This window comes from Rubrobacter aplysinae (assembly GCF_001029505.1).
Taxonomy (GTDB): Bacteria; Actinomycetota; Rubrobacteria; order Rubrobacterales; family Rubrobacteraceae; genus Rubrobacter_A; species Rubrobacter_A aplysinae.
Genome location: NZ_LEKH01000005.1, coordinates 24,559 through 50,965, shown reverse-complemented (window position 1 = coordinate 50,965; position 26,407 = coordinate 24,559). Strand labels below are relative to the sequence as shown.

At 65.3% G+C, this 26,407-nt stretch carries 29 protein-coding genes; 27 read left to right on the top strand and 2 right to left on the bottom strand.

Annotation, left to right across the window (positions count from 1 at the left end; genetic code table 11):
- Positions 1-130: 130 nt before the first annotated feature.
- Together ABD53_RS06700 and ABD53_RS06695 are read right to left on the bottom strand one after the other, a co-directional pair.
- A complete protein-coding gene (locus ABD53_RS06700) occupies positions 131-883 on the bottom strand; it encodes an anti-sigma factor (protein ID WP_235401428.1) in 753 nt (250 codons plus the stop codon).
- 25 nt (positions 884-908) lie between these two features.
- Positions 909-1,496, bottom strand: a complete 588-nt coding sequence (locus ABD53_RS06695; RefSeq protein WP_047864999.1) for a sigma-70 family RNA polymerase sigma factor — start codon at positions 1,494-1,496, stop codon at positions 909-911.
- A gap of 305 nt (positions 1,497-1,801) precedes the next feature.
- Here ABD53_RS06695 and ABD53_RS15805 point away from each other — a divergent pair, with 305 nt between their 5' ends.
- The 27 genes from ABD53_RS15805 to atpD all read left to right on the top strand — a co-directional run bounded on the left by ABD53_RS15805 (position 1,802) and on the right by atpD (position 26,403).
- Positions 1,802-2,455: a ferritin-like domain-containing protein gene (locus ABD53_RS15805; RefSeq protein WP_053057771.1), complete on the top strand. Its 654-nt coding sequence runs from the start codon at positions 1,802-1,804 to the stop codon at positions 2,453-2,455.
- Positions 2,456-2,477: 22 nt separating this feature from the next.
- Positions 2,478-3,149 carry a ferritin-like domain-containing protein gene (locus ABD53_RS06685; protein WP_053057770.1) on the top strand — a complete coding sequence of 224 codons (672 nt, stop codon included), beginning with the start codon at positions 2,478-2,480 and terminating at the stop codon, positions 3,147-3,149.
- Positions 3,150-3,165: 16 nt separating this feature from the next.
- A complete protein-coding gene (locus ABD53_RS06680; RefSeq protein ID WP_047864998.1) occupies positions 3,166-3,951 on the top strand; it encodes a class E sortase in 786 nt (261 codons plus the stop codon).
- Between the two features lie 100 nt (positions 3,952-4,051).
- A complete protein-coding gene (locus tag ABD53_RS06675) occupies positions 4,052-4,909 on the top strand; it encodes an MBL fold metallo-hydrolase (RefSeq protein ID WP_053057769.1) in 858 nt (285 codons plus the stop codon).
- Between the two features lie 24 nt (positions 4,910-4,933).
- Complete coding sequence (locus tag ABD53_RS06670; protein WP_047864997.1) at positions 4,934-5,407, top strand: 23S rRNA (pseudouridine(1915)-N(3))-methyltransferase RlmH; 474 nt, start codon at positions 4,934-4,936, stop codon at positions 5,405-5,407.
- 112 nt (positions 5,408-5,519) lie between these two features.
- The gene (gene argS, locus ABD53_RS06665; RefSeq protein WP_047864996.1) at positions 5,520-7,157 is read left to right on the top strand and encodes an arginine--tRNA ligase; all 1,638 of its coding nucleotides are present in this window, start codon (positions 5,520-5,522) and stop codon (positions 7,155-7,157) included.
- 118 nt (positions 7,158-7,275) lie between these two features.
- A complete protein-coding gene (locus ABD53_RS06660) occupies positions 7,276-8,130 on the top strand; it encodes a metallophosphoesterase family protein (protein WP_084709374.1) in 855 nt (284 codons plus the stop codon).
- Positions 8,131-8,156: 26 nt separating this feature from the next.
- Entirely contained in the window at positions 8,157-9,476 is a 1,320-nt protein-coding gene (locus tag ABD53_RS06655) for a hypothetical protein (protein ID WP_047864995.1), read from the top strand.
- 249 nt (positions 9,477-9,725) lie between these two features.
- Positions 9,726-10,754 carry a fructose-bisphosphatase class II family protein gene (locus ABD53_RS06650; RefSeq protein WP_047864994.1) on the top strand — a complete coding sequence of 343 codons (1,029 nt, stop codon included), beginning with the start codon at positions 9,726-9,728 and terminating at the stop codon, positions 10,752-10,754.
- A 172-nt stretch (positions 10,755-10,926) separates the two neighbouring features.
- The gene (rho, locus tag ABD53_RS06645; protein WP_047864993.1) at positions 10,927-12,558 is read left to right on the top strand and encodes a transcription termination factor Rho; all 1,632 of its coding nucleotides are present in this window, start codon (positions 10,927-10,929) and stop codon (positions 12,556-12,558) included.
- Between the two features lie 184 nt (positions 12,559-12,742).
- Positions 12,743-12,973, top strand: a complete 231-nt coding sequence (rpmE, locus tag ABD53_RS06640; protein ID WP_047864992.1) for a 50S ribosomal protein L31 — start codon at positions 12,743-12,745, stop codon at positions 12,971-12,973.
- A gap of 9 nt (positions 12,974-12,982) precedes the next feature.
- A complete protein-coding gene (locus ABD53_RS06635; RefSeq protein ID WP_047864991.1) occupies positions 12,983-13,897 on the top strand; it encodes a DUF1385 domain-containing protein in 915 nt (304 codons plus the stop codon).
- Positions 13,898-13,971: 74 nt separating this feature from the next.
- Positions 13,972-15,081, top strand: a complete 1,110-nt coding sequence (gene prfA, locus ABD53_RS06630) for a peptide chain release factor 1 (protein ID WP_047864990.1) — start codon at positions 13,972-13,974, stop codon at positions 15,079-15,081.
- Positions 15,082-15,091: 10 nt separating this feature from the next.
- Positions 15,092-15,988, top strand: a complete 897-nt coding sequence (prmC, locus tag ABD53_RS06625) for a peptide chain release factor N(5)-glutamine methyltransferase (protein ID WP_053057768.1) — start codon at positions 15,092-15,094, stop codon at positions 15,986-15,988.
- A 10-nt stretch (positions 15,989-15,998) separates the two neighbouring features.
- Entirely contained in the window at positions 15,999-16,583 is a 585-nt protein-coding gene (locus tag ABD53_RS06620) for an L-threonylcarbamoyladenylate synthase (protein WP_053057767.1), read from the top strand.
- Between the two features lie 220 nt (positions 16,584-16,803).
- Positions 16,804-18,027, top strand: coding sequence for a serine hydroxymethyltransferase (gene glyA, locus ABD53_RS06615; protein WP_047864989.1), 1,224 nt, complete (start codon positions 16,804-16,806; stop codon positions 18,025-18,027).
- A 22-nt stretch (positions 18,028-18,049) separates the two neighbouring features.
- A complete protein-coding gene (gene upp / locus ABD53_RS06610) occupies positions 18,050-18,691 on the top strand; it encodes a uracil phosphoribosyltransferase (protein WP_235401412.1) in 642 nt (213 codons plus the stop codon).
- Positions 18,678-19,178 carry a deoxycytidylate deaminase gene (locus tag ABD53_RS06605; protein WP_084709372.1) on the top strand — a complete coding sequence of 167 codons (501 nt, stop codon included), beginning with the start codon at positions 18,678-18,680 and terminating at the stop codon, positions 19,176-19,178. Before upp ends, ABD53_RS06605 begins: the two co-directional genes overlap by 14 nt.
- A gap of 101 nt (positions 19,179-19,279) precedes the next feature.
- Complete coding sequence (locus tag ABD53_RS06600) at positions 19,280-19,513, top strand: AtpZ/AtpI family protein (protein ID WP_047864987.1); 234 nt, start codon at positions 19,280-19,282, stop codon at positions 19,511-19,513.
- The gene (locus ABD53_RS06595) at positions 19,510-19,932 is read left to right on the top strand and encodes a hypothetical protein (RefSeq protein WP_047864986.1); all 423 of its coding nucleotides are present in this window, start codon (positions 19,510-19,512) and stop codon (positions 19,930-19,932) included. The genes ABD53_RS06600 and ABD53_RS06595 overlap by 4 nt, the downstream gene beginning before the upstream one ends.
- 4 nt (positions 19,933-19,936) lie before the next feature.
- The gene (atpB, locus tag ABD53_RS06590; RefSeq protein ID WP_053057766.1) at positions 19,937-20,731 is read left to right on the top strand and encodes a F0F1 ATP synthase subunit A; all 795 of its coding nucleotides are present in this window, start codon (positions 19,937-19,939) and stop codon (positions 20,729-20,731) included.
- Between the two features lie 175 nt (positions 20,732-20,906).
- A complete protein-coding gene (atpE, locus tag ABD53_RS06585; protein WP_235401410.1) occupies positions 20,907-21,197 on the top strand; it encodes an ATP synthase F0 subunit C in 291 nt (96 codons plus the stop codon).
- A gap of 44 nt (positions 21,198-21,241) precedes the next feature.
- Positions 21,242-21,778, top strand: coding sequence for a F0F1 ATP synthase subunit B (atpF, locus tag ABD53_RS06580; RefSeq protein ID WP_047864985.1), 537 nt, complete (start codon positions 21,242-21,244; stop codon positions 21,776-21,778).
- 6 nt (positions 21,779-21,784) lie between these two features.
- Positions 21,785-22,330 carry an ATP synthase F1 subunit delta gene (gene atpH / locus ABD53_RS06575; protein ID WP_047864984.1) on the top strand — a complete coding sequence of 182 codons (546 nt, stop codon included), beginning with the start codon at positions 21,785-21,787 and terminating at the stop codon, positions 22,328-22,330.
- A complete protein-coding gene (gene atpA, locus ABD53_RS06570; RefSeq protein WP_047864983.1) occupies positions 22,323-23,942 on the top strand; it encodes a F0F1 ATP synthase subunit alpha in 1,620 nt (539 codons plus the stop codon). Before atpH ends, atpA begins: the two co-directional genes overlap by 8 nt.
- A 3-nt stretch (positions 23,943-23,945) precedes the next feature.
- On the top strand, positions 23,946-24,854 hold the full coding sequence (atpG, locus tag ABD53_RS06565; protein WP_047864982.1) for an ATP synthase F1 subunit gamma: 909 nt from the start codon (positions 23,946-23,948) through the stop codon (positions 24,852-24,854).
- Between the two features lie 55 nt (positions 24,855-24,909).
- Complete coding sequence (gene atpD / locus ABD53_RS06560) at positions 24,910-26,403, top strand: F0F1 ATP synthase subunit beta (RefSeq protein ID WP_084709371.1); 1,494 nt, start codon at positions 24,910-24,912, stop codon at positions 26,401-26,403.
- The last annotated feature ends 4 nt before the right edge of the window (positions 26,404-26,407 follow it).

Sequence of the window (26,407 nt, the reverse complement as noted above, 5' to 3'; positions counted from 1 at the left end):
TACCCGGACCCGCACGCCCGGCCTCGCCGCCGAGCCGGGCAAAAACCCGCGCCACAGAAGCCGCGAGTCGCCCCGAAAAAATACAGCGGCCACGGCAGCGGCCACGGTGGACCGGAAGGAGGAAGGATGCTCAAGCTCCGCTGGTGAGGTCCGCGCTCATCACGGGCTCTGTCGTCGGTTGCTCCGATCCACCCTCGGGCTCCACGGTGATCGCGAACTGCTCCGCCCCCGAGAGCGGCTCGTCCACTCCCTCGACAGTGAGCCCGCTGCCCGGTTTGATGAGGCCGCAGGACTCCGGTTTGTCCCCCTTTATGCTCCACATCTCGTACGTTTTACCCTCCGGGAGGCTCGGAAGGTCCGCCGCCACCATCATCGCGCCCCTGTCTCCTATCTCCACGACCTGGCCGTGCGCCGACTCCGCCTCGCCCGAGCCCTGTAGCTCGTAGGCGCTCATCTGGAAGTCCCGGAGGTCCTGCACCTCCGACTGGAGCGAGACGTTCCACACCCCGAGCCCGACGATGGCCACGACGGCAGCGGCGGCCGCCAGTCTCCGGGCTCCGAGAAGACGCCGCGCCCGGCCGCCACGGTGCTCGCGGCCACGGCCGGAGAACTCGGCGCTACCGCTCGTCTCGCCGCTCTCCGAATCTTCTGCCTCCGAACGTACCCGGCTCATCAGGTTCCGGCGCAACCGGGCGGGCGGCTCCTCTTCCCGGGGGGCGAGGGCGAGCAGGGCGGCTACCTGGGAGAGGTCCTCCACCTCCGCCCGCGCGGAAGGGTTCTCGGCCAGGTAACGCTCCACCTCCTGACGCTCCCCCTCGGAGAGAGAGTCCAGGGCGTACGCCTCCTTTAGCTCCTCGAAGCGGTCGTGATCCATGCGGCCCATTTCGCTCACAGTTCACTCACGGTACTCACAGCGGCACCGCCATGCCCTTGGCGTCGAAGAAGGCTTTGATCTTCTTCATCCCGAGTCTCATGCGGCCCTTGACCGTGCCGAGCGGCAGGTCGAGCATCTCGGCGATCTCGGCGTGGGTGTAGCCGGAGTAGTAGGCTAGCTCCAGTATCTTTAGCTGTTCCTCCGGAAGCGTCTTCAGGGCCTCCTGGACCTGACTGCGCTGGGAGTTGCGCCACGTCTCGGCAAAGGCCTCGCTCTGCTGCGTGGTCTCGGCGGAGCCCTCGACTCTTTCCTGGGTCCTGCGGCGGCTGGCCGTAGAGCGGAGGTGATCTATGCCCCGGTTGTGGGTGATGGAGAGTATCCAGGTGCGCACGCTGCCTCTTTCGGCCCTGTAGCTTCTGGCGGATCTCCAGACCTTGATGAACGAGTCCTGTACGAGATCCTCCGCAGACTGCCGCTCTCCCATCATCCTGTACGCCAGAGAGTAGGCCGAACGGCCGTGCCGGTCATAGAGCCCGGCCAGAGCCTCGGCGTCGCCAGCCTCGACCAGGGAGATGAGGTCCTCGTCCGCGAGGAGCAGATACTTTTTGGTCTTGTCCGCCAATTACTGTCCGCCAATATCCGCTATACGGAACCGGGGCCGGGGCCGGATCAACCCCTGGCGCCAACTCGGCTACTTTATCTATGCTGCCCATGCTACTGGAGATTACGGGAACCATCTCCCTTACCACAAACACTATACTATGTTAACGTTTAGCGATTAAGTGTTAACGACGGGCACGAAACGTGTGCCGGGGGAGGAAATTATTAGGAAGCCGGTGTGATCCGGCGCCTGACGAGACACGTAGAGACGGGTGAAGTGGAAGATATTCGGAGTTTGTGAGCCGAAGAAAGAGAGGAGAATGCGTGATGAGTGAAGCGGAGAGCCGCCTCGCTCCGGATGGCCTGAGCCAGAAGGAGTTCTCGCGGCGCAACTTCGTCAAGGTAACCGCCGCCGGTGGCGCGGCCCTGGCGGCGGCGGGCATCGGAGGCGTAGGCTTCATGGCCCGTCCGGCGCACGCCGCGCACGAGGGTTACGCCGCGGCCGGGCCGGCTGCGATAGTAACGCTCGCCTATCAGCTAGAGCTGCTCGAGGGCACGTTCTACGATATGGGCGTCAACGCCGGTCTGTTCTCGGGTAACGCCCAGGCGCAGATCGCGGAGATCCGAGACAACGAGATGGCCCACGCCGACGCGCTGGCCGGGATACTGAACGAGATCGGGGAGCCGGTTCCGGCTACGCCGAACTTCACGTTCCCGCAGGGCGTGTTCGCCGATCCGGCGGCGTTCCTGGATCTCGCGGCCACCTTCGAGCCGGTCGGTATCGGCGCTTACCAGGGTGCCGCTCCGGCGCTCATAGGCTCCGAGTACCTGGCGCCCGCGCTCTCGATCCACAACGCCGAGGGCCGGCACCGGGTGGCCATCAACATTCTGCAGGGCGTCGTGCCATCGAACAACCTGGCCTTCGGAGAGGCGCTGCCTCTGAACGAGGTCCAGCAGGCAGTGGCACCCTTCGGGCTCTAGAAAGGGAGGAGACTAACCAGCTATGGACAAGCCAGTAATTAACGTCCCGGAGGCTAGCGCCCTGGCGCAGCCCAGGACCCGGAAGGACTTCTTCAAGTCCCTCGCCGTCGCCGGCTTTGGCGCGGCGGCCGGTGCGGCGGCGCTAACCCCGCGGGCATTCGCCCAGTACGGCACCAGTGGCGGCGACATCGGGATAGCCAACTTCGCTCTTACTCTGGAGTTCCTGGAGGCGGAGTTCTACACTCTCGCGGTTAACTCCGGCATGCTCGCGGGCGAGGCTCTCGCGGTGGTAACCAACCTCCGCGACCACGAGCTAGCCCACGCAGACGCCGTAAGCAGTCTGATTCAGGACGCTGGCGGAACCCCGGTCGCCAAGCCCGAGTTCACTTTCCCGGACTCTGCGCTCGCTAGCCAGGCCGCCATTCTGGAGACGGCTGCCACCCTGGAGCCTGTCGGCGTCGGTGCGTACCTCGGCGCGGGCCCGATGATCCAGAGCCCGGAGGTACTAGCCGCGGCCGGAAGCATCGAGGTTATAGAGGGCGAGCACGTCGTCGCCGTCAACGACCTGATCGGTGTGGTGCCGCCGGCGAACACCGCGTTCCCGGAGGCGCTTACCAAGGATCAGGTCCTCGCGGCTATAGCGCCGTTCATGGGCATGGCCGAGATGCCGGACACCGGCGGCGTCGCCCAGTAGCGACCCGGCCGCAACCTTGACACGATTCGCTAACACAAGGAGCAGGGCCGCAATCGCCGCCCTGCTCCTGTCTTTTTTCATCCTCCTAGCCTCCGCCTGTGGCGGCTCGGATCAGGGCTCTTCGGAAGGGGCGCAGGGCTCCCAGCAGGGCCAGGATTCCGCCCCGGAGACGACCAACTCCGGCAAGGAGGTCGAGGCCGTAGAGCCCGAGGACGTGCTCTCCGAGAAGGAGCGCACGGGCTTTCAGGAACCGGAAGCCTGGGGTAAGGAGACCGGCTCCGAGGTAAAGCAGATCCAGACCGGCACCTCCGCCGGCGCGGTACCGGCGGTCAAGCCGTTCAACTTCGGCCGGGACCCGGGCGGGCCGCAGGACAAGACCCTCTACCTGACCATCCCGAAGCTCGGCCTCGAGTCAGTGCCGGCCTTCGACTCCACCACCGAGGAGAAGCTCAAGCAGGGCGTGATCCACGTCCCGGCGACCGGGTTCCCCTGGCAGCAGGGGGCGAACACGTACATTGCCGGACATCGTATAGGTTATCCCGGCACTCGCTCGGACAAGATCTTCTATGACCTGGACCAGCTCGCCGCCGGGGACGAGGTTACCGTCGCGGATGCCGCGGGCAGCGAGTACGTGTACCGCATCACCAGCAAGGACGTAGTCGGATCGGATAACGTCCAGGTGATGAACCCGCCCGAGGGCGGCGGCAGCATTCTGACCCTCCAGACCTGCACCCTGCCGGACTACAAGGAACGCATCGTGGTCCAGGGTGAGCTTATCCAGGGCGATACCACGGCTAGCTAACCGGCGCGGCAGCGTAACGCACGTAACGCCAGAGTGGTGTGCTAGTCTCCTCGTATCCTCTATCTACGACCACAATGCGCCTTCTTTTGCGTGTGACCCTTTGCGTCTGACCGTGCTCTCCAGCGGCAGCTCGGGCAACGCCGCCTACGTCGAGCCTACTGCGGGACCGGGGGTCCTGGTGGATGCGGGCGTATCCTGCCGCAAGTTGGTGAAGCTGCTCGGCCTCGTGGGCCGGAGCCTCGACGATGTGGGGGCGCTACTGCTCACCCACGGACACGGCGATCACACCGCCGGGGTGCCGAGGCTGACGCGGGAGTGCGGTGTGCCGGTCTACTCTGCGCCGGGCGTGGGAGAAGAGCTCGGCGCGCGCCTGGTGGAGCCGGAGGAGGCCCTCGCGCTCGGTGCTCTCGAGGCCGTATTCTTCGAGGTGCCCCACGACACCCCGACCTACGGCCTGCGTATCTCGGACGGCGAGACCGCGGCCGCGATAGCCACGGACCTCGGCGAAGTTCCGGAGGCCGCAATGAGCCGGATGCGGGGCGTGGAGGCGGCCGTGATCGAGGCCAACCACGACGAGGACTGGCTGTGGGGCGGTTCTTACCCGCGGGAGCTGAAGCGCCGCGTCGCGTCGCCGGTCGGACATCTCTCGAACGCCCAGGCCGTCGGGACCGCGCTCGCGCTGGTGCCTCACGGTCTAAAGGACCTTGTGCTCGCCCATCTCTCCGAGAAAAACAACTCTCCCGCCCGGGCCTGCGGTACGGCCCGGAGCGTGCTCCGCAGTGCCGGACACGCGGACCTCCGGGTGCGGGCCGCCGTCGCCGGGCGTCCGACGCCCTGGATCGAGGTCGGAGAGCCGCTCGCGGGGCGCGAGTATGTCTACCGCTACACGGCGGGGTACGAGCCTTCCTCCAGGCCCTCTGCCGCAGGAGCCGGAGATAGGCTCTTCGAGGTCGAATGAGCCGCAACCCGTGAGCCACGCCCGATGATACGCCGCGCCACGATAGTCGCGGTCGGCCGGTTGAAGGGCTGGGCCGCCGAGGGCGCCGAGGACTACGCAAAGCGGCTGCGACGGCACTTCCCGGTGGAGGTGATAGAGGTCGCGGAGGAGGACATGAACCGCCGCTCTGCCGATGAGGTTGTCTCGGCGGAGGCCGGACGGCTGCTGAAGAAGTTGCCGGACGGCGCCTACACCGTGGCGCTGGACCGTGGGCGGGGGCGCAGGCTCGCCTCCGAAGCGGTGGCCGACAGGCTGGAGTCCTACGGCACCGCCGGCCGCAGCCACGTGGCGTTCCTGCTCGGGGGCCCGCTCGGCCTCTCGCCGGAGGTGCTCGCGAGGGCCGACGAAGCATGGTCTTTCGGGGAGATAACGCTGCCGCACGCGCTGGCGCGGGTGGTGCTGCTGGAGCAGGTGTACCGTGGAGTGAAGATAGAGCGGGGCGAGAAATATCACTGGTAGTAAGAAGAGAGGGGACAGAGGGTAGAGAGGGCGCTGGGAGACGTAATATCTGCGCCGGGTGCTAACATACGGCTTGCTATAGCCGGAGATCTAGAGACAGCGAGGAGTATATTTGAGCTTCGAGGAGAGGGTCGCCGGGGCGCTCCGGCAGGCGTCCAGAGAGGCGTACGGCGTAGAGCTTACGGAGGTCCACGTCGAACGCCCGAACGACCCGGTAAACGGGGACCTCGCCTCGAACCTCGCCCTCGCCAACGCAAAGGCTTTCCGGCGCAACCCGCGAGAGGTTGCCGAGAAGATAGCCGAGACCGTGGAGGCCCCGTTCGCCGCCCGCGTGGAGGTCGCGGGGCCCGGCTTCGTGAACTTCTGGCTTACCGACGAGGCGCTGTGCGGGGAACTCGCGGTGCTCCTGCGGGACCGGGAGGGCTACGGCACCACGGAGACTCGCGGCGAGCCGGTGCTCTTGGAGTACGTCAGCGCCAACCCCACCGGTCCGGTACACGTGGCCCACGGCCGCCACGCCGCCTACGGCGACTCGCTCGCCCGTCTATTGACGGCGGCCGGTTATCCCGTGACGCGCGAGTTCTACTTCAACGACGGGGGGAACCAGATCCGGCTCCTCGGCGAGTCCGTCGCCGTCCGCTACGCCGCGCTCCACGGAACGCAGTGGCCGGTCGAGGACCCGGACGCCCTGTACCGGGGCGGGTACATAGAAGACATAGCCCGGGACCTCTCCGCCGAGCACGGCGAGAGGTACCTCGCCCCTGAAGACGCGGAGGCGCTGACGGCTATTAGCGACTTCGCCGCCGACTGGTGCATGGCCGGGATCAAGAAGACCCTGGATCGCATCCGCAGCCCGTTCGACGGCTACTTCAACGAGAAGAGCCTCTACGACTCCGGCGCGGTGGACGGCGTGGTCGAGCGTCTCCGGGAGAGCGGCCACGCCTACGAGGAGGACGGCGCGTTGTGGCTCGCTTCATCGGGGCTTGGCGACGACAAGGACCGGGTGCTGGTAAAGAGCGACGGCACCTATACTTACATGGCCCCCGATCTCGCCTATCACCTCGACAAACACGAGCGCGGCTACGGCGTCGCCGTGGATATTTTGGGCGCGGACCATGCCGGGTACCCGCCGCGCATCCGGGCCGGGCTCGCGGCGCTCGGGGTGGACGCAGAGTTTCTGGAGGTCGAGATAGTGCGCCTCGTGAAGCTGTTGCGAGAGGGCGCGGAGGTGAAGGTCTCCAAACGGGCCGGCAACTTCGTGACGCTGGACGAGCTCGTGGACGAGGTCGGGGAGGACGTGGCCCGGTACTTCTTCGTCCGCTCGTCTCACAAGACGGAGATGAACTTCGACCTGGACCTCGCCATCCGGCAGTCCGAGGAGAACCCGGTCTTCTACGTGCAGTACGCCCACGCCCGGATAGCCAGCATCTTCGGCCGGGCGGGGGTCTCTCCGGAGTCGGTGGAGGAGGTTCCCACAGGGAGGCTCGCCGCCGAGGAGCGGGCGCTCTTGCTGGAGCTGCTCGACTTCCCGAGGGTGGTGCGAAACGCCGCCGAGAAGCGGGAGGTGCATCCACTGCCGACCTATCTGGAGACGCTCGCCACCCGCTACCATCAATTCTACACGGTGCACCGGGTGCTGGTGGACGACGGGGAGGTGCAGCGGCGCAGGCTGGCGCTTTCGGCCGCCACGAAGTCCGTGCTCGCCTCGGGGCTGGGGATGCTCGGGGTCGTCGCGCCGGAGAAGATGTAAGAAGACGTGGATAGTGTCTGCCGGGATTGTGCGGGCGGCGCTTTGCTATACTGAAACCCGTACTGCTCCACGATGGCTCCAAATTGATCTTGCTCGCTGTAGAAGGCTCGGGGAGGGCATGGGCACACAAGGTCGGCTAACCATATGCCAGATCTCGGACATCCACTGCGGCAGCCCGTACTTTATACCGGATCTGTTGGAGCGTTCGATCCTGGAGATAAACGACCTGGAGCCTACCGCGGTAGTCGTCTCCGGAGACCTCACCGACGCGGGCTACCGGCAGGACTTCGAGACCTCCGCCGAGTACGTCAGACGCTTCAAGTGCGACAACGTGATGGTCATCCCCGGAAACCACGACTCGCGCAACGTGGGCTACATACATTTCGAGCGGTTGTTCGGTGAGCGTTACTCGGTAATAGACTTTAACGAGGCGATAATGGTCGGCGTGGACTCATCGGAGCCGGATCTCAACGACGGTAGGGTCGGGCGCGAGCACTACGGTTTCATCCGGCAGGCGTTTGCCGAGGCCGAGGACAAGCTCAAGATCTTCGTGGTCCACCATCACCTCGTGCCGATACCGGGCACGGGCCGCGAGCGGAACATCATCTTCGACGCGGGCGATCTGCTGGAGCTGTTGAACGACGTCGGCGTGGACCTGGTGCTCATGGGCCACAAGCACGTGCCGCACTCCTGGAAGATGGAGAACATGTTCCTGGTGAACGCCGGGACCGCCTCCACTACTCGCCTGAGGGGCAACACCCGGCCCTGTTACAACGTCATCGAGATCGAGGACGGCCGCGTGCGGGTGTTCCGGAAGTACCCGTTCAAGGAGCGGGAGCTCGCTGTGGACTTCAACGCCGAGACCCACGAGTACACCAGGGTCGGGGAGAACGTGGCCCAGGAGCTCGCCAGAGACCCCGCCGACGTGGTGGGCGGAGGCCTGCCCGGCGGCGACCCCGAAACCGGCGACTAGAAAACCGGACAGTACCCGGAGCCCGCATGCGCACGCTCTTCCTGATAGACGGTGAGCACTACCCGCCGGTGGTCATAGAGGCGATGCGGAGCGTAGGAGAAAGCCGGGGCGCGGAGGCGGTGGCGGCGGCCTTCCTCGGCGGCACGGAGAAGATCGGCTCGGAGACCGATTACGGGATGCCACTAGTAAGAGGAGATGATCCAGAAGACCCCGTGTCCGCAGTGCGTACGGCGCTCTCGTTATACGAGGTGGAGGCGGTGGTGGACCTCTCGGACGAGCCCGTTATCGGTTACCGGGAGAGGATGCGGATAGCCTCGTTCGTGTTGCGCGCTGGAGCCCGGTACATCGGGGCGGATTTCGAGCTCCGGCCGCCGGATCTCAGGGAAATCTCCACGAAGCCCGCGCTCGCGGTGGCCGGGACCGGCAAGCGGGTCGGCAAGACGGCCGTCGCCGGGTATGTCGCGCGGCTGCTGGATGCGGAGGGCTTCGCCCCGGGCGTCGTCTCGATGGGCCGGGGCGGGCCGCCGGAGCCCGAGATCGTGGAGGGCGGCAAGATGGAGGTGGGCGGGAGCTTTTTGCTGGAGGCGCTGGAGCGCGGGGCCCACGCCGCGAGCGACTACTATGAGACGGCGGCCCTGAGCCGGGTGGTGACGGTGGGCTGTCGGCGCTGCGGCGGCGGGCTCGCCGGGGAGCCTTTCGTGTCCAACGTGCTCGAAGGCGCGAAGCTCGCCAACGCGCTGGATACGCGGATGACGATCTTCGACGGCTCCGGGGCCGTGGTCCCGCCGGTCGAGGTGGGGAGGAGGGTGCTCGTCGCGGGCGCCCACCAGGACCCGGAGTACATAACGGGCTACCTCGGGGCATACCGGGTTCTGCTCTGCGACGTGCTGCTGCTGACCATGAGCGAGGAGCCGATGGCCGGACCGGGTCGGGTGGAGGAGATCACACGCGCCGTACAGGAGCTGAAGCCGGAGATGGAGGTGATATCGACCGTGTTCCGGCCCAGGCCCGTCGGCGACGTGCGGGGACTGCGCGTGGCGTACGTCTCGACCGCGCCAGAGTCTGTACTGGAGCGTCTGGGGAGTTACCTGGAGGCCGAGTACGGTTGTGAGGTGGTCGGGGTCTCGGGCTCGCTCTCCGACCGGCGGCGTCTGGAGGAGGACCTCGACCGGCTGGCCGCCGCCGACGCGTATCTGACCGAGATCAAGGCCGCCGCAATAGACGTTGTGGCCCGCCGGGGCGAGCGCGAGGGCAAGCCGGTTATATACTGCGACAACGAACCCGTGGGAGAAGGGTTGGACACGACGCTGCTCGGCCTCGCCAGGGCATCCGCCTCGGAGTTCTAGGGCGGCTCTATATTCTGATCTCTGTCCCTTGGCTTTACGTCGTCTATGTTGGCCGATTACGTTGGCCGGGGCCCGGTGGCTGGTATAGAATAGAAGTGTAGGGCAGACACCGGTTACCTCCGCGCACCCGTAGGGGATACGCCGAGTGGCCGGATTAACGTCTCGCCCGATTCCGACGAAAGCTCTGAGCGGCGGAGAGTCGCCCATCCTGGGGCGTAGCCGGTACGGGAGGATACGGGAGCTTCTAAGATGAGCACCAGGGTTTCCCATGAGAACTCCATAGGCGACTCGGCCATCCAGTACGCCTCGGTAACCGAGCAGGTCGCCCTGACGGCGGGTCGTCAGGAGGGTGCCGGCTCGCCGGAGGAGACCTACACCCAGGCCACCGAGGCCTTCAAGCGGGGGCTCGGCGGGATTCCGAACTCCTGCCACGTCGCGATACTGCGCGAGGAGCGTCTGGACGAGAGCGGCAGCATGAAGCCCCTGAAGCTGCGAAGCGGCATCCTCGGCGTCGGAGACAAACTGGGGGCCGGCGGGGCGGAGGTAGACGTGGCCGTCGAGCCCGTGGAGGGGATGCAGCTTTTGACCAAAGGTCAGCCCGGCTCCATCGCGGCCGTCGCGGTCGCGCCCGAAGGCAGCATGCTCCAGGTACCCGACATGTACATGTCCAAGATCATCGTCGGCCCCCGGGCGAAGGGGTGTATAGATATAGACGCCCCGGTGGAAGAGAACGTGCGGGCCATAGCCGACGCCCTGAGCCGCAAGCCCTCCGAGATGACGGTCGCGGTGCTCGACCGGGAGCGGCACGAAGGTCTTATAGAGGATATCCGCAAGACCGGAGCCCGGATACAGATCCGGGCCGAGGGCGATCTTACGCCCGCGATAGACGTGGGGGTCCGGGGCTCCGAGCTCCACGCGGTTATCGGGATCGGCGGGGCGCCGGAGGGGATACTCGCGTCCGCGGTCATAAGGTGCCTCGGCGGCGAGATGCAGGCCAGGATGTGGCCCACGCAGCGGTCGCAGGTCGAGATGCTCAAGGAGCGGGGGATGGATGATCTCGAGAAGAAGCTGACGTTGGACGACATGATCCAGAGCGAGGAGGTGGTGTTCGCGGCCACCGGCATCACCGCCGGAGACACGCTAAAGAGTGTAAGATACTTCCGGGGAGGCGGGAGGACCCACACCCTGGTGATGTCCACCAAGCCTCGTGTGATAAGATTCCTGGATACCATTCACGCGCTGGAACCCGAGGCTGGCATGCAGGGTTTCCAACTCTAGCCCCTCCGGGCTCCCCTCGCTGGAAGCCGCGGACCGCACCTGATAGAGACGAGAAAGTATCCCGGAGGCTCGCCCAGAGCCCTCCCCATCGCTAGCCGGTACACAGTGAACGCACAGAGAAATCACAGAGATCACAGAGAAACCACGAAGACACCATGAGAGGTAGAAGAATATGACGGAGCTAGGCACCCTGGAGAACAAGCGCCTGAGCGATCTGCACCAGATCGCCGCCCAGCTTGGTATCCCGCGGTACCGGAAGTACCGCAAGCCCGAGTTGGCGGAGGTGATCTACAAGGCCGCCACCGAGCAAGCCGGTGGACAGCATGAGGCCGGCAACGGCCAGGCGGCGGATGGGTCCGGCGGTAACGGCTCGCCCGAGTCTGAGGCCGGTACGATTACCCAGGAGCCCGCCCGCTCCCCCGACCCGGAACCGCTCATCCCTCAGGAGGCTGGCACGGAGGAGGGCACGAAGCCGGATCCTCAGCAGGAGCAGTCTCAAGAACAGCGTCAGGAGCAGGGCCAGCAACGGGAGCACCGAGAGCAGCGGGACCGCCGGGAAAAGCCCCGCCAGCAGGGCGGCCAGGAGCAGGGCCAGCAGAACGGCAAGGCGAAGGGAAAGAATCGCCAGGAAAAGCAGGAGCGTCAGGAGGGCCGTCAGGACGGCTCCCAGAACGGCTCCCAGGACGGGCAAGAGTCCTTACAGAGCGGCGTCCTCGACGTGCTGCCCGACGGGTTCGGCTTCTTGAGGACCAGCGGCTACAGCCAGTCCAACAAGGACGTGTACGTCTCCACGAGCCAGATCAAGCGCTTCAACCTGCGCCGGGGAGACAAGTTGGTCGGCCAGATCCGGCAGGCCCGCGAGGGCGAGAAGTACCCGGCGATGGTGCGTATAGAGTCCGTGGACGGCAAGGAGCCGCAGAAGGGCCGCAAGCGCCAGAACTTCGACGACCTCACCCCGCTATACCCGGAAGACCGGCTCAGGCTGGAGTGGAAGCCAAACGACCTGGCCCCGCGCGTAATAGACCTCGTAGCGCCAATCGGCAAGGGGCAGCGGGGTCTGATCGTCTCGCCGCCGAAGGCCGGTAAGACGACGATCCTGAAGCAGATCGCGCAGTCCATCGTGGCGAACTACCCGGAGACCAAGCTCCTCGTCCTCCTGGCCGACGAGCGGCCGGAGGAGGTCACCGACTGGGAGCGGAGCGTTGCCGAGGCCGAGGTCGTATCCTCGACCTTCGACCAGCCCGCTGACAACCACATCGCGGTGGCCGAGCTGGTGCTCGAACGCGTCAAGCGCATGGTCGAGGACGGCGAGGACGTGGTGGTCCTGCTCGACTCCATTACCCGCCTCGCCCGGGCCTACAACCTCGGCGCTCCGGCCTCGGGGCGCATCCTCTCGGGTGGCGTGGACTCGGCGGCGCTGTATCCGCCGAAGAAGTTCTTCGGCGCTGCGCGCAACATCGAGCATGGCGGCTCGCTGACCATCCTCGGCAGCGCGCTCGTGGAGACCGGCAGCCGCATGGACGAGGTGATCTACGAGGAGTTCAAGGGCACCGGCAACATGGAGCTCCACCTCGACCGCAAGCTCGCCAACAAGCGGACCTACCCGGCCATAAACATAGAGGACTCCTCGACGCGCAAGGAGGAGCTCCTTATGGAGAGCGCCGAGGCGCAGCGGGTGTGGCAGGTGCGCAGCATCCTGAACGCCCTGGACTCCGGCCAGAAGATAGAGCTCCTCATCCAGAAGCTCAAGGAGACTCGTTCAAACGCCGAGTTCCTGCGCGAGCTACAGCGGGTCCGGCAGTAGCGGCAGTAGAAGCGTAAAAACGTAAGAATCAGTTAGTGCGAGGGGTGATCTCCCCGAGGCTCCCCGGAGAGTACGTGATCCCGGAGAGCCCCGTGGACAGTGGTGGTATAACCCTGTAGCGTTACCCGGCGTTATAATTAGCCGGTACCCTGGAAAATACGAAAGTACGAAAGCGGAGGCTTGCATGAAGACCGGCATACATCCGAACTACAACACGACTATCGTGCACTGCACGTGCGGCAACGAGTTTGAGACCCGCTCCACCGAGGAGAGTGGCTCGATCAGCGTCGACGTCTGCTCCAATTGCCACCCGTTCTACACCGGCAAGCAGCGCATTGTGGACTCTGGCGGCCGGGTGCAGCGGTTCCAGAACCGGCTGCAGCGCAACAAGAGCAATCAGAACAACCAGAGCTAGAGACCCGGCATGAGGGTAGGCGGACAGGCGGTAATGGAGGGCGTCCTGATGAGATCCCCCAACTTCTGGGGGATCGCCGTCAGGAACCCGAACGGTGAGGTAGAGCTCGAGTCTGATAGCTTTACCTCGGTAACCAAGAAGAGCCGGCTATTCCGCCTGCCCATAGTGCGGGGCTTTCTCTCGCTGGGCGAGACGCTTTTCCTCGGCATGAGGGCGCTTACGCGATCGACCAACATAGCTCTCGGCGAGGAGCAGGATCTCTCCAAGAAGGAGATCGCGCTTACCATGCTCGTGGGCCTCGGGCTCGCGTTTCTGCTCTTCCTCGTAGCGCCGGTGCTCGGCACGAAGGGCATCGGGGCGCTCCTTGGTCAGGCCATAGAGAATCCGGTGCTCTTCAACGTAGTCGAGGGTGTTATCAGGATCGGGGTGTTTATAGGCTACATCCTGGTCATTAGCGCCTTTAGCCGGGATATAAAGCGTTTCTTCGCCTATCACGGCGCGGAGCACAAGGCCATTAAAGTTTACGAGTCCGGCGACGAGATGGTGCCGGAGAGCTCACACCGCTTCGACACGAGCCACGTCCGCTGCGGCACGAGCTTCGTGCTGTACGTGCTGGTGCTGTCCATCCTCGTGTTCGCCCTGCTCGGCACGCACGGGTGGTTGTTCATGGTGCTCAGCCGGGTACTCGTGATCCCGCTCGTCGCCGGGCTCGGGTTCGAGTTCATCATGTGGAGCGCGCGGCACCAGGACAACGCCGTCGTGCGGGTGCTGGTGTGGCCGGGGCTCATGATGCAGCGGCTGACCACCCGCGAGCCGTCGGACGACATGGTCGAGGTCGCGATGGCCTCGTTGCAGAAGGTCGTGGGTCTGGAAGAGGCGTCGCAGGCCAAAGCGGACGAGGCCACCAACAAGCTCGTTATATAGCTGTTTATAGGCGTTTCCGGCCGCGTTTGGATGACTAGGAACCCTGGGAACTTCGGAAAGTCGTTGAGAGGCTCTTGGATCGACAAGTCGTAAAACTAGCGGAGGAGACACTGGCCCGTTATCGGGAGCTTAATGACGAGCTTTCGGAGCCGGACATCTACTCAGACCAGAAACGCTACGCGGAGGTCGCCCGGGAGCACGCCCGGCTAAAGCGTGGGGCGGACATGTGCGAGACGCTGCTCTCCTCTATACAGGAGGAGAAGGAGGCGCGGGAGCTGATGCCCTCCGCCGACTCCACCGAGGAGCGGGAGTTCTACGCCGCAGAGGCCGAGGCGGCCGAAGAGCGGGTCACAGACCTCACCGAACGGGTGCGTCTCGAGCTCATAGACCGCGACCCCAACGACGACAAGGACATAATCCTCGAGATTCGGGCCGGAACCGGCGGCGACGAGGCCGCGATCTGGGCCGGAGAGCTGTACGAGATGTACGTCCGCTATGCCGAGCGTCTGGGCTTCAAGCACCGGATGCTCTCCTCCAGCGAGGCTGAGTCCGGAGGCTTCAAGGAGGTGTCGGTCGAGATCTCCGGCGACGGCGCGTACTCCGTGTACAAGCACGAGGGCGGTCCCCACAGGGTGCAGCGCGTCCCCAAGACCGAGAGCCAGGGCCGCATCCACACCTCGACCGCCACCGTGGCCGTGCTGCCCGCCGCCGAGAGCGTGGACGTCGCGCTGAATCAGAGCGACGTGGAGATGGATACCTACCGTTCGAGCGGTCCCGGCGGCCAGAGCGTGAACACCACCGACTCCGCCGTGAGGCTGACCCACAAGCCGACCGGCGTGGTCGTGACCTGCCAGAACGAGAAGAGCCAGCTCCAGAACAAGGAGCAGGCGATGCGCATCCTCCGCTCCCGGCTGCTGGAGCGCGAGCAGGCCGAGCAGCGGGAGAAGGAGGGCGAGCTGCGCCAGGCCCAGGCCGGCACGGCGGAGCGGTCGTCGAAGGTACGAACCTATAACTTCCCGCAGGGCCGTATCACCGACCATCGGGTGAACGTGACCTCCCACAACCTCGAAGCCACCCTGGGCGGCGACCTGGAGGACTTTACCCGGGCTCTGGCGGCCCAGGAGCGGTCCGAGAAGCTCTCGACCGGAGATGAGACCCATCAGGGCAACGGTGCCGGAGCCTAGCCGAAACATCTTGAGCCAGCCGAAGCAGCAGACCGGCTTCCTGGCCGACGCGGTGCACACCGGTACTCCCCGTAACACCGTGCGGGAGGCGGCGCGCATGCTGGAGGAGTCTGGCGTACCGGAGCCGCTGGCCTCGGCCGAGATACTCATGTCCGAGCTCGTCGGGCGGCCACGGGGCGAGCTCTCCCTGATCCCGGAGCCCCTCTGCGGTGATAAGGCCGCGTTGTACGAGAGCTGGGTGCTGCGCCGGAGGCTGCGGGAGCCCGTGCAGCGCATACTGGGCCACGCGTACTTCCGCAACCTGACGCTGGAGCTGGGCGCGGAGGCCCTGATCCCACGCCCCGATACCGAGAGCGTCGTGGACGCGGCTCTGGAGGCCGTGGATCGCCTCGGCGGGGGATGCCGGGTTCTGGATCTCGGGACCGGCTCCGGGGCGATAGCCGTCTCTATCGCCGACGAGCGTCCCGCATGCGAGGTCCACGCCTCGGACCTCTCCGGAGAGACCTTGCGAGTCGCCCGCAAAAACGCCGCCCGCGCCGGCAGGTGTACCCGGTTCCACCACGCCGACCTCGCGGCAGGTCTGGACTCGCTGGCGGGCGGAGTGGACGTGCTCGTCTCCAACCCGCCCTACGTGCCGACGGCGGAGCTGGACCGGCTAGAGCCCGAGGTGCGGGACTGGGACCCGCATACCGCGCTGGACGGCGGTGGCGACGGCCTGGACTTGTATCGCCGTATATTCGCGGAATCCTCCCCGCTTCTCGCCCCCGATGCCCGTTTAGTGCTAGAGGTCGGGGATGGACAGGCAGAGGCCGTACAGAGTCTCGGCCGCGACGCCGGGTATGAGCCGCTCGGAACCCGAACCGACCTGACCAGAGCCGTGCGAGCCGTGTTGCTCGGCCGTCCTTGAGAGGCCCGCGTTGAAGGTCGCGGACACCACCCGGGCCGGAGAGGAGCTGCGCGGCGGCGGGGTGGCGCTCGTGCCTACGGACACGGTCGTCGGGCTCGTGGCCGGGGAGAGCGGGCTGGCTCGATTGGCGGAGATCAAAAACCGCGATCCTGCGAAGCCCGTGGCCGCGCTCTGCGCCTCCGCCACGGAGGCCTTCTCGTTAGCCGCGGACGTTCCGCCGCTGGCTCGGGAGCTCGCGCGGCGATTCTGGCCCGGGCCCCTGACGCTGGTTCTCGACGCGCCAGACCCCAGAAACGGCGGGACCATCGGGGTCCGGGTGCCGGATCACGCCGTGGTGCGTGAGCTGCTCGCGGCGTACGGTGGGCCGCTCTACGCGACCAGCGCCAACCTCGCCGGTCAGCCCGCGCCGGGCACTCTCGCCGAGGTCTCCTCAGAGGTCTCGCGCTCCGTGGACCTCGTGGTGGAAGGAGCGGCCGGCGGCGGAGAGGCCTCTGCGGTCGTGGATCTGTCCGGCGGCGGCAAGGCGCGGCTCCTGCGCCGGACACCCTGGCTATCCGAGGAGACGCTCTCTCGCATGGCCCGGGAGCAGGAGTAGGGCAGGTCGGGTCAAGCCCGTTGAGCAGAGTATCCGGAGCCGGTATACTCCATTTTGGACAAACGACCGGAGTGGAGGATACCGGCCGCGAGACAGAGGCCAGTCCTCGGGCGCGTCCGGCGCACCCGGCGAATTGTAGGATTTCGAAACGCCGCAGTCAGGATGTCAGCGCCGGAAAGTTCCCGGATCTTCCGCTACACCCAACCGGAGGTATTAACAGATGATAGGCCCGTATACGGAGGTCATTGACGCCGAGGTTCAGGGGGCGTTGGATGGAGAGTTGGATCGTCAGCGCGCCACTATCGAGCTCATAGCCAGCGAGAACTTCGCCTCGCCCGCTGTGCTCGCCGCACAGGGCTCGGTGCTTACCAACAAGTACGCAGAAGGCTATCCGGGTAAGCGTTACTACGGTGGCTGCGAAGAGGTGGATAAGGTAGAGACCCTCGCCATAGACCGGGCTCTGGAGCTTTTCGGGGCCGAGTACGCCAACGTGCAGCCCCACTCCGGCAGCCAGGCCAACGAGGCCGCCTACGCCGCGCTGATAGACCCCGGCGACAAGGTGCTCGCGATGGACCTCGCCCACGGCGGGCATCTTACCCACGGCATGCACCTCAACTTCTCGGGCCGGACCTACGACTTCGTCCACTACGGCGTCGGCGAGGACGGCTACATAGACTACGACGCCGTGCGGGAGATCGCCGAGCAGGAGAGGCCGCGCATGATCATAGCCGGCGCCAGCGCCTATCCGCGCACCATACACTTTGAGAAGTTCCGCGAGATAGCCGACGCCGTGGACGCGTATCTCTTGACCGACATGGCCCACATCGCCGGGCTCGTCGCCGCCGACGTACACCCCTCGCCGGTGCCCCACTGCGAGGTCGTGACCACCACGACCCACAAGACGCTGCGCGGGGCGCGGGGCGGCATGATCCTGGCCCGCGAGGAGTTCGGGAAGAAGATCAACAGTCGCGTCTTCCCCGGTATGCAGGGCGGCCCCCTCATGCACGCCGTCGCCGGCAAGGCCGTGGCCTTCGGAGAGGCCCTGAAGCCGGACTTCAAGGCTTACTCCGAGAGCATCGTCGAGAACTCCCGGGCGCTCGCCGACGGCCTGCTCGAAGGCGGCCTGAGCCTCGTTAGCGGCGGCTCGGACAACCATCTGAACCTCGTGGACCTGCGCGAGTCCGACACCACCGGCAAGGAGCTGGAGGAGAACCTCGAAAGGGTCGGGATCACCTGCAACAAGAACATGGTTCCGAACGACCCGGAGTCCCCGACCGTGACCAGCGGCGTCAGGCTCGGGACGGCCGCCATGACGACTCGCGGTATGGGCACCGCCGAGATGCGCGAGATCGCGGACATCATCGTCCACGCTTCCCGTGGCGAGACCGAGGGCCTCTCCAGGCGCGTCGCCTCGCTAACGGAGTCTTTCCCGCTTTATGCCTGAAGGTCCCCAAAATCCCGGAGGCTTGCCGGGGACGGAGAGCGGCAACGTCCACGTCGTTGACGAGCCTCTGAGCCGCCACAAGATGGCGGTGTTGCGCGACGAGCGGACGCACCAGCGTGAGTTTCGGCAGGCGATGCGGGAGATGGCCCTTATACTGGTCGGCGAGGCGACCCGCCGCATGCCGACCAGGACGGCGAGCATAAACACCCCGCTCACGGAGACCAAGGCCCAGGAGATAGCCGGCCCCGTGTGCCTGGTGCCCGTGCTGCGCGCGGGGCTCGGGATGCTCGACGGGGCCCTGGCGCTCCTGCCCGAGGCGACCGTCGGGTTCGTCGGGCTCTTCCGGGACGAGCAGACCGCCCAGCCGGTCGAGTACTACGTGAACCTGCCGGGCAACCTCGAGGGCTACTTCGTTATCGTGCTGGACCCGATGCTCGCCACCGGCGGCAGCTTATCGGCTACGCTGACAAAGCTAAAAGAGTACGGGGCTGATTGGATCTCCTGCCTGCACGCCGTCTCCGCCGGGCCGGGGGTGGATCGGGTAACCGCCGAGCACCCCGGCGTACACTTCTACACCGCTGCTCTAGACCCGGAGCTGGACGAGAACGCGTTTATAGTGCCGGGCCTGGGCGATGCCGGAGACAGGCTGTATGGAACCCTCTAGGAACCCCGCCGAGCCGCCGGAGGGGCTCTCTGCCAGCGGAGTCCAGGCGGCCCGGCCCTCCTGGGACGAGTATTTCATGCGCATCGCCAGAGAGGTCGCCACCCGCTCCACCTGTCCCCGGCTCGCCGTCGGGGCGGTCGTGGTGCGCGACAAGCGGATACTCACCACCGGCTACAACGGCAGTCCCTCCGGAATGCCGCACTGCGAGGACGTCGGGTGTTTGATCCGCATCGTAGATGGCCGCGAGAGCTGTCAGCGCACGCTGCACGCCGAGCAGAACTCCCTCATACAGGCCGCCTATCACGGCGTATCCGTGCGTGACGCATCCATCTACTGCACCCACCAGCCGTGCCTTCTGTGCGTGAAGATGATCCTGAACGCTGGTATCACAGAGGTGTACTACACCGGCGGATATCCGGACCCACTGGCCGTCGAGCTCGCCGAAGAGGGCGGCCTGGAGATGATCCAACTCCCCGAACCCGGCTAGGCCGCGAGCCCGGACAGGCCGTGGAAACTGTCACGAGCGTCTCGCGCGCCAGAGACTGTAGCCTTTGCCGCAATGTGGAGGCTGGGTTATATTAGGTAACAATGGCTAACTCCGACTCCCGAACCAACAGAGGCAGCGGTTATGCGCGCCTGATCGGGGTGGGGTTTTCGTTTTTCATGATAATCGTCGGGCTCTCGGCCGGAGGGTTCCTGATCGACCGGGTGCTGGATACGTTGCCGCTTTTCATGCTCGTCGGGCTGGTTGCCGGGTTCGCGCTGGGGATGTTGTATATCTACTTTGCCATCAAGAAGATGGAAGAGGAGCGCGGCCGATGAGCCGGCACTGGATGCTGGCCTTCCGCTCCTCGCTCTGGATAGCGGGCATGGCCGTTCTCGTCGGCGGCGTGCTCTTCTACGTGTACGGCGGTTCCCAGGCCGGTGCCTTCTGGCATGGCGCGGCTATAGGGGTGTTGAGCCTCTTTTCTACCGCGTTAACCGTGTCTTTGTTAACGAAAGGTCCCGGATTGTGGCGGATGCTGGGAGCGGCGACCTTCTTTGTACGGTATATTTTCGTCGCCGTGACTCTCGGGATACCCGCTTATCTCGGGCTATGGCCAGGAGTCGCCATGCTCGGAGGCTTCGCCGGAGTATATCTGACGGAGAACACGGTGCTCTTACCAGGGTTCATGAAGGCGATGAGCGAGACCGGCGCGAAAGCGGCGCCCGACAACGACATGACGGAGTGGAGGCAGTGAGTAGATGAGCCTGTTTGCGCTGGCCCAACTCAGCCAGGAAGAGGTGAGGCATGAGATCCTGCACACCTGGGAGGTGGGCCAGGATGCCTGGAAGATACCCCTTGAGCTAGGGCCGATAGACATCTCTATAACCAAGATCACCTGGTTCCTGTGGATCGGGGCCATCGTGACCTTTTTGATACTGTTCGTCGGCTCCCGGCTGCTCAAGGATCGCCCGGGCGCCTATCAGGTGATCGTGGAGGAGATATACGGCTTCGGGCGTAACTCCCTGGGCGGGCAGCTCGGAGAGGATGGGAAGAAGTTTTTCCCGTATACGCTCTCGATCTTCATCTTCGTGCTGACGTTGAACCTGATCGGGCTGATCCCGAACAGCTATCCGGTGACGAGCAACATCTCCTTTACCCTGACGCTGGCGTTGTTGACGTTCCTCATAACCCAGTATCAGGGCTTCAAGCGCAACGGGCCCAAGGGGTACCTCGGTAGCTTCGTGATACCGGGACTGCCGGTAAAGGCGATCTTCGTCCCGTTCATGTTCTTTACCGAGATACTGCAGGAGTTCACCAAGCCGCTGACACTCGGGCTGCGGCTCTACGCCAACATCCTCGCGGGCCACCTTATAATCTTCGTGTTTCTGAGCTTCATACTGTCCTTCGGGACCTTTATGGCTCCGGTCTCGGTGCCCGCAGCGCTGGTTTTCTACGCGTTCGAGATCTTCGTCGCCGTGCTCCAGGCGTATATATTCGCTATACTCACCCAGGTCTACATCGAGATGGCAATGTTCGCGGGGGATTCTCATTAAGGTGCCCGGGTAAGCGGCAAAGGCCCGGACGCCGCCGCTTCGTCCGCGCGGTTTCTTGGGTCGAGGCGGCGTGAGGCCGGCCGCGCTTGCCGGGCCGATTGGTAAGGTAGGTAGTTCAGTAAGTCGGATAAGAAGATAGTCAAGAAAAGTAAGAAAAGAGAGGGGAGCAAGTTAGATGGATATACTGGCGCTGCTAAAAACCGTGGAGATACTAGGGTTGCTCCAGGCTTCGGGCGACATAGAGCAGGCGATGAAGTACGTGGGCACCGGCGTGGCGGCCGGCGCGGCGGTGATCGGTCCCGGCGCGGGCATGGGATACCTGCTGGGCCAGACCATCGCGAGCATCCACCGCCAGCCGGAGGCCTTCGAGCAGTCCCGGGTGTGGATGTTCCTGGGCATAGGTCTGGTCGAGGCGTTCGCGCTCTACGGCCTGGTGTTCGCAATTCTCATCGCTTTCGTCCTTTAGAGTCCCGTAAGGACCTGCGAAACTAACCAGGGAAAGGAGGGCGCGTGTCGGACGAGACCGGAATCTTTGACCTCCCGAATACCAGCCTCATATTCTGGGAGATAATCACCTTCATTATCCTCCTGCTCCTCCTGTACAGGTACGTGTACCCACCGATCCGGGACAGGATCGAGCAGCGCCAGAGTCAGATAGAGGAGGCCATAGAGGAGGCCGAGCGGACCCGGAGCGAGGCCCAGAACCTCCTCGAGGAGTACCGGCGGCAGATAGACGAGGCCCGTGGCGAGGGCCGTCGCATTCTCGACGAGTCTCGCAAGCAGGGCCAGGCCCAGCTAGAGCGATCCCGGACCGAGGCCCGCGAGGAGAGCGACCGCATAATCCAGCGGGCGCGGGAGGAGATCGGTCGCGAGCGGGACGCCGCGCTCCAGGAGGTACGGCAGGAGGCTGCGGGCATGGTCATACAGGCCTCCGAGCAGGTCCTGGGCCGCGCGGTGGACCGCGACGAGCACGAGCGGCTCATTGAACAGGCCCTCGACGACCTGGACTCCGAGATGGCCGCCTCCGGCACTCCCGGCGGTAGGTAGGTTCGCGTGAGCGCCGCATCCACCTATGCCGAGGCGTTGTTCGGGGCCGCCGTCGAGCGCGAGGAGCTCGAGCAGACGCTAGAGGACCTGCAAGGGTTTATCGGGTCGCTCGGCGAGAACGACGAGCTAAGGCTCTTCTATCACAGCACCCAGCTGCCGGAGAGCCAGAAGCGGCGGGCCATAGACGGCCTTACAGAGCGCATGACCCTGTCTTCGCGCAACTTCCTGAAGCTGCTCTCCGACAATGACCGCACCGAGATCGTGGAGGACGCGGTCCGAAGCTACGAGAGCATGGTCGAGGAGCACCTGAGCAGGATGGAGGTCGAGCTGGTCACGGCGGTCGAGGTCTCCGAGGAGAGGCTCGGGAGCATAAAGGAGAGGCTGGGCAAGATACTAGAGGGCCGGGAGGTACTGCTCCGGCAGAGCGTGGACCCGGGCCTCATAGGCGGCGCGGTCTTCAAGTTTGGCGGCAGGCGAGTGGACGGTAGCGTCCGGGCGCAGCTAGAGAGGCTCCGGGACAAGATGCTTGAGAGAGGTGTTGCAAGTGGGTAGGCTGAGGCCGGAGGAGATCTCCTCCATTCTGAAGGGCGCCATAACGGACTACGAGAGCCGGGTCCGCACCGAGGAGGTCGGGCAGGTTCTGGAGGTCGGCGATGGCATCGCCCAGGTATTCGGGCTGTCGAACGTGATGTATCAGGAGATGCTGGAGTTCGAGGACACCCGCGGGGAGAAGGTGCTCGGGCTCGCGCTGAACCTGGAGGAGGACAACGTCGGCGCGATCATCGCGGGCGACGACCGTCACATCCAGGAGGGCTCGACGGTTCGCAGGACCGGGGAGCTTGCCTCGATCCCCGTGGGTCGCGGCGTGCTCGGCCGGGTGGTCACGCCCCTGGGCGAGCCGATGGACGGCAAGGGCCAGATAGATTTCGAGGAGGATCGGGACGTCGAGGTCGTGGCTCCCGGGATCATCCGCCGCCAGCCGGTCAGCGTGCCGCTGCAGACGGGGCTCAAGGCAATAGACTCCATGATCCCGATAGGCCGGGGTCAGCGGGAGCTCATAATCGGCGACCGCAAGACCGGCAAGACCTCCATCGCGATAGATACCATAATCAACCAGCGCGACCAGGACGTTAAGTGCATCTACGTCGCCGTCGGCCAGAAGGACTCCTCCATAGCGGGTGTGATGGGCGAGCTCGAAGAGGCCGGGGCGCTGGAGTACACGACCATCGTCAACGCCTCCGCCTCGCAGTCCGCGACGGCGCAGTATCTGGCCCCGTACGCCGGCTGCGCCATCGGCGAGTACTTCATGGAGCGGGGCGAGGACGCCCTGGTGATCTACGACGACCTCTCCAAGCACGCGACCGCCTACCGGCAGATGATGCTCCTCCTCAGGCGGCCTCCGGGCCGCGAGGCGTATCCCGGCGACGTGTTCTACCTGCACTCGCGGCTCCTGGAGCGGGCGGCCCGGCTCTCCGACGAGCGTGGTGGCGGCTCTCTAACGGCGCTGCCCATAGTCGAGACCAAGGGCGGGGACATATCGAGCTACATCCCGACCAACGTCATCTCCATCACGGACGGCCAGATCTTCCTCGACGCCGACCTTTTCAACTCCAACCAGCGGCCGGCCATAGACACCGGTAACTCGGTCTCCCGCGTCGGCGGGTCGGCCCAGATCAGGGCCATGAAGAAGGTCGCCGGCACCCTGCGCATTGACCTCTCGCAGTTCCGCGAGCTGCAGAGCTTCGCGCAGTTCGGCAGCGACCTCGACGCCGCCACCCAGGCCACGCTCTCCCGCGGCGAGCGCCTGACGGCGATACTGACCCAGAACGAGGGCGAGCCGATGCCGGTCGAGGAGCAGGTGGCCGTGATCTACGCCGCCTCGAACGGTTACCTGGACGACGTAGAGCCCGACAATGTTCTGGACTTCGAGTCCCAGCTCCTGGACCGTCTCCGGGACTCCCACGGCGAGGTCCTCGCCGCCATCCGGGACGAGAAAGAGATGTCGGACGCCACGAAGCAGAAGCTGGACGAGGCGCTCGCCAGGTTCAGCGAGAGCTACCGGCCGCTCGACACCGGAACCATCGCAAACGTCGTTGCGGGCGAGCCGGAAGGCGAGGCTGAAAGTTCCGAAGGCTCCGGGGGTTCCGGGGAGCAGGGCGGCTAGAGATTGGCCTCCTTCAGGGATCTCGAACGTCAGAGGAATACGGTACGCAACCAGGGCCGGGTCTTCTCCGCCCTGCAGACGGTCTCGGGGGTCAAGTTCCGGCGGGCCGAGGCCCGGGTCGGCAGGGCGAGGCCCTACGCCGACAATATGGAGGAGATGATGCGGGAGATAGCCCGCAAGTCCACGAGCAACAACCCGCTGATGGCGGGCCGGGGAGAGTCGCGCTCCGCCATCGTCGCCACCCTCACCGCCGACCGTGGACTGTGCGGCGGCTTCAACGCCCAGGTTCTCAGGACCACCATGCGTCTCAGGCAAGAGAAAGGCGGAACGAGCGGGGTGGGTGGGGGCGCGGAGCTAAAGCAGGTCGCCAGCGGCCGCAAGGCGGAGGCGTTCTTCAGGTTCCGGCGGATTCCTCTCCTGGAGACCTTCTCCGGCTTCTCCGACGCGCCGGAGTACTCCAACGCCCAGCAGATAGGCGACTATCTGACGCGCGCGTTCGAGCGCGAAGAGGCCGACGAAGTGTATCTCGTCTACAATCGCTTCCAGAGCGCGCTGGTGCAGCAGCCGACCGTGACCCGACTGCTACCGGTGGCGCCCGGCGTCGAGGCCGCGGACGAGGAGTCCGGAGGCGGAGAGTGGTCCTCTAACCTCCCGTTCGAGTACGTGGACGACGCGGACACGGTGCTGTCGCGTCTGATCCCCCGGTACGTGGATACGGTTATCTTCCAGGCGCTGCTCGAAAGCGCCGCCGGAGAGCATGGAGCCAGGATGACCGCGATGAAGAACGCCACCGACAACGCCAACGACCTGTCGGAGAGGCTCACGATGCAGATGAACAAGGCGCGGCAGGCCCAGATCACCCAGGAGATACTAGAGATAGCCAGCGGCGCGGAGGCGCTATCTACGGGCTAGAGGGCCTCTGGATGGCGCTAGAGAAGCCGGAGAAGTATGGATAAGGAGCTTTGAGATGGCGGAGAGCAGTGGCAACGGCCGCGGAGTAGCGGCGGAGCAGGGCGCAGGGCGCGATGGGCATAACGCCCGGGGCGGGCTCGGCAGGATCATCGAGGTCAAGGGTCCGGTCGTGGACGTCCGGTTCGAGGCCGAGGAGATACCGGAGATCTACAACGCACTGCTCGTCGAGTTCGAGCCCGAGGAGGGTGAGAAGCACGAGCTGACCCTGGAGGTGCAGCAGCTCCTCGGAGACGACGTGGTGCGCACCGTGGCGATGGGCGCGACCGACGGTCTACGGCGCGGCATAGACGTGCGCGACAGCGGACAGCCCATAACCGTGCCCGTCGGCAAGAACGTGCTCGGGCGCGTTATAGACGTGCTCGGTAACCCGGTGGACGAGGCCGGTGATATTGAGGGCGCCGATGACTACTGGCCGATACACCGGACCGCGCCGAGCTTCGATCAGCTTACCACCCAGGCCGAGCAGTTCGTGAGCGGCATCAAGGTCATAGACCTCCTCTGCCCGGTGCGCCGGGGCGGTAAGGCCGGGCTCTTCGGCGGCGCCGGCGTGGGCAAGACGGTGCTCATCACCGAGCTCATAAACAACATCGCCCTGCAGTACGAGGGCACCTCGGTCTTTGCCGGGGTCGGCGAGCGCACCCGTGAGGGCAATGACCTGTACGGCGAGATGGAGGAGGCCGGGGTCCTCAAGAACACGGGCCTCGTGTTCGGCCAGATGAACGAGCCGCCCGGCGCCCGCTTCCGCGTTGGGCTGACCGGAGTGACGCTCTCGGAGTACTTCCGGGACGTCCTGGGCCAGGACGTGCTGTTCTTCGTGGACAACATCTTCCGCTTCGTGCAGGCCGGCAACGAGGTCTCCGCGCTGATGGGCCGGATGCCGTCGGAGGTCGGTTATCAGCCGACCTTGCAGACGGAGATGGGCGGTTTGCAGGAGAGGATCACCTCGACCAAGAATGGCTCGATCACCTCTTTCCAGGCCGTGTACGTGCCGGCGGACGACTTTACCGACCCGGCGCCGTTCACCGTGTTCGCCCACCTCGACTCCACGGTGGAGCTCTCGCGCGGGCTCGTGGAGCAGGGTATCTACCCGGCGGTCGACCCGCTGACCTCGTCCTCGACCATCCTCGACCCGAACGTGGTCGGTCAGGAGCACTACGAGGTCGCCCAGCAAGTGAAGGCTATTCTGCAGCGTTACAAGGAGCTTCAGGACATCATCGCGATCCTGGGCATGGACGAGCTCTCGGAGGAGGACAAGGTGATCGTGGGCCGCGCCCGGCGGCTGCAGCGGTTCCTGTCGCAGCCGTTCTTCGTCGCCGAGCAGTTCACCGGCATACCGGGCAAGTTCTGTACGCTGGAGGAGACCATCCGGGGCTTCAAGGAGGTCGCGGAGGGCAAACACGACGAGCTTCCCGAGCAGGCCTTCCTGCTCGTCGGCGGCATAGAAGAGGCGGTCGAGAAGGCCGAGAGTATGCAGAAGCAGGAGGCGTAGCAGG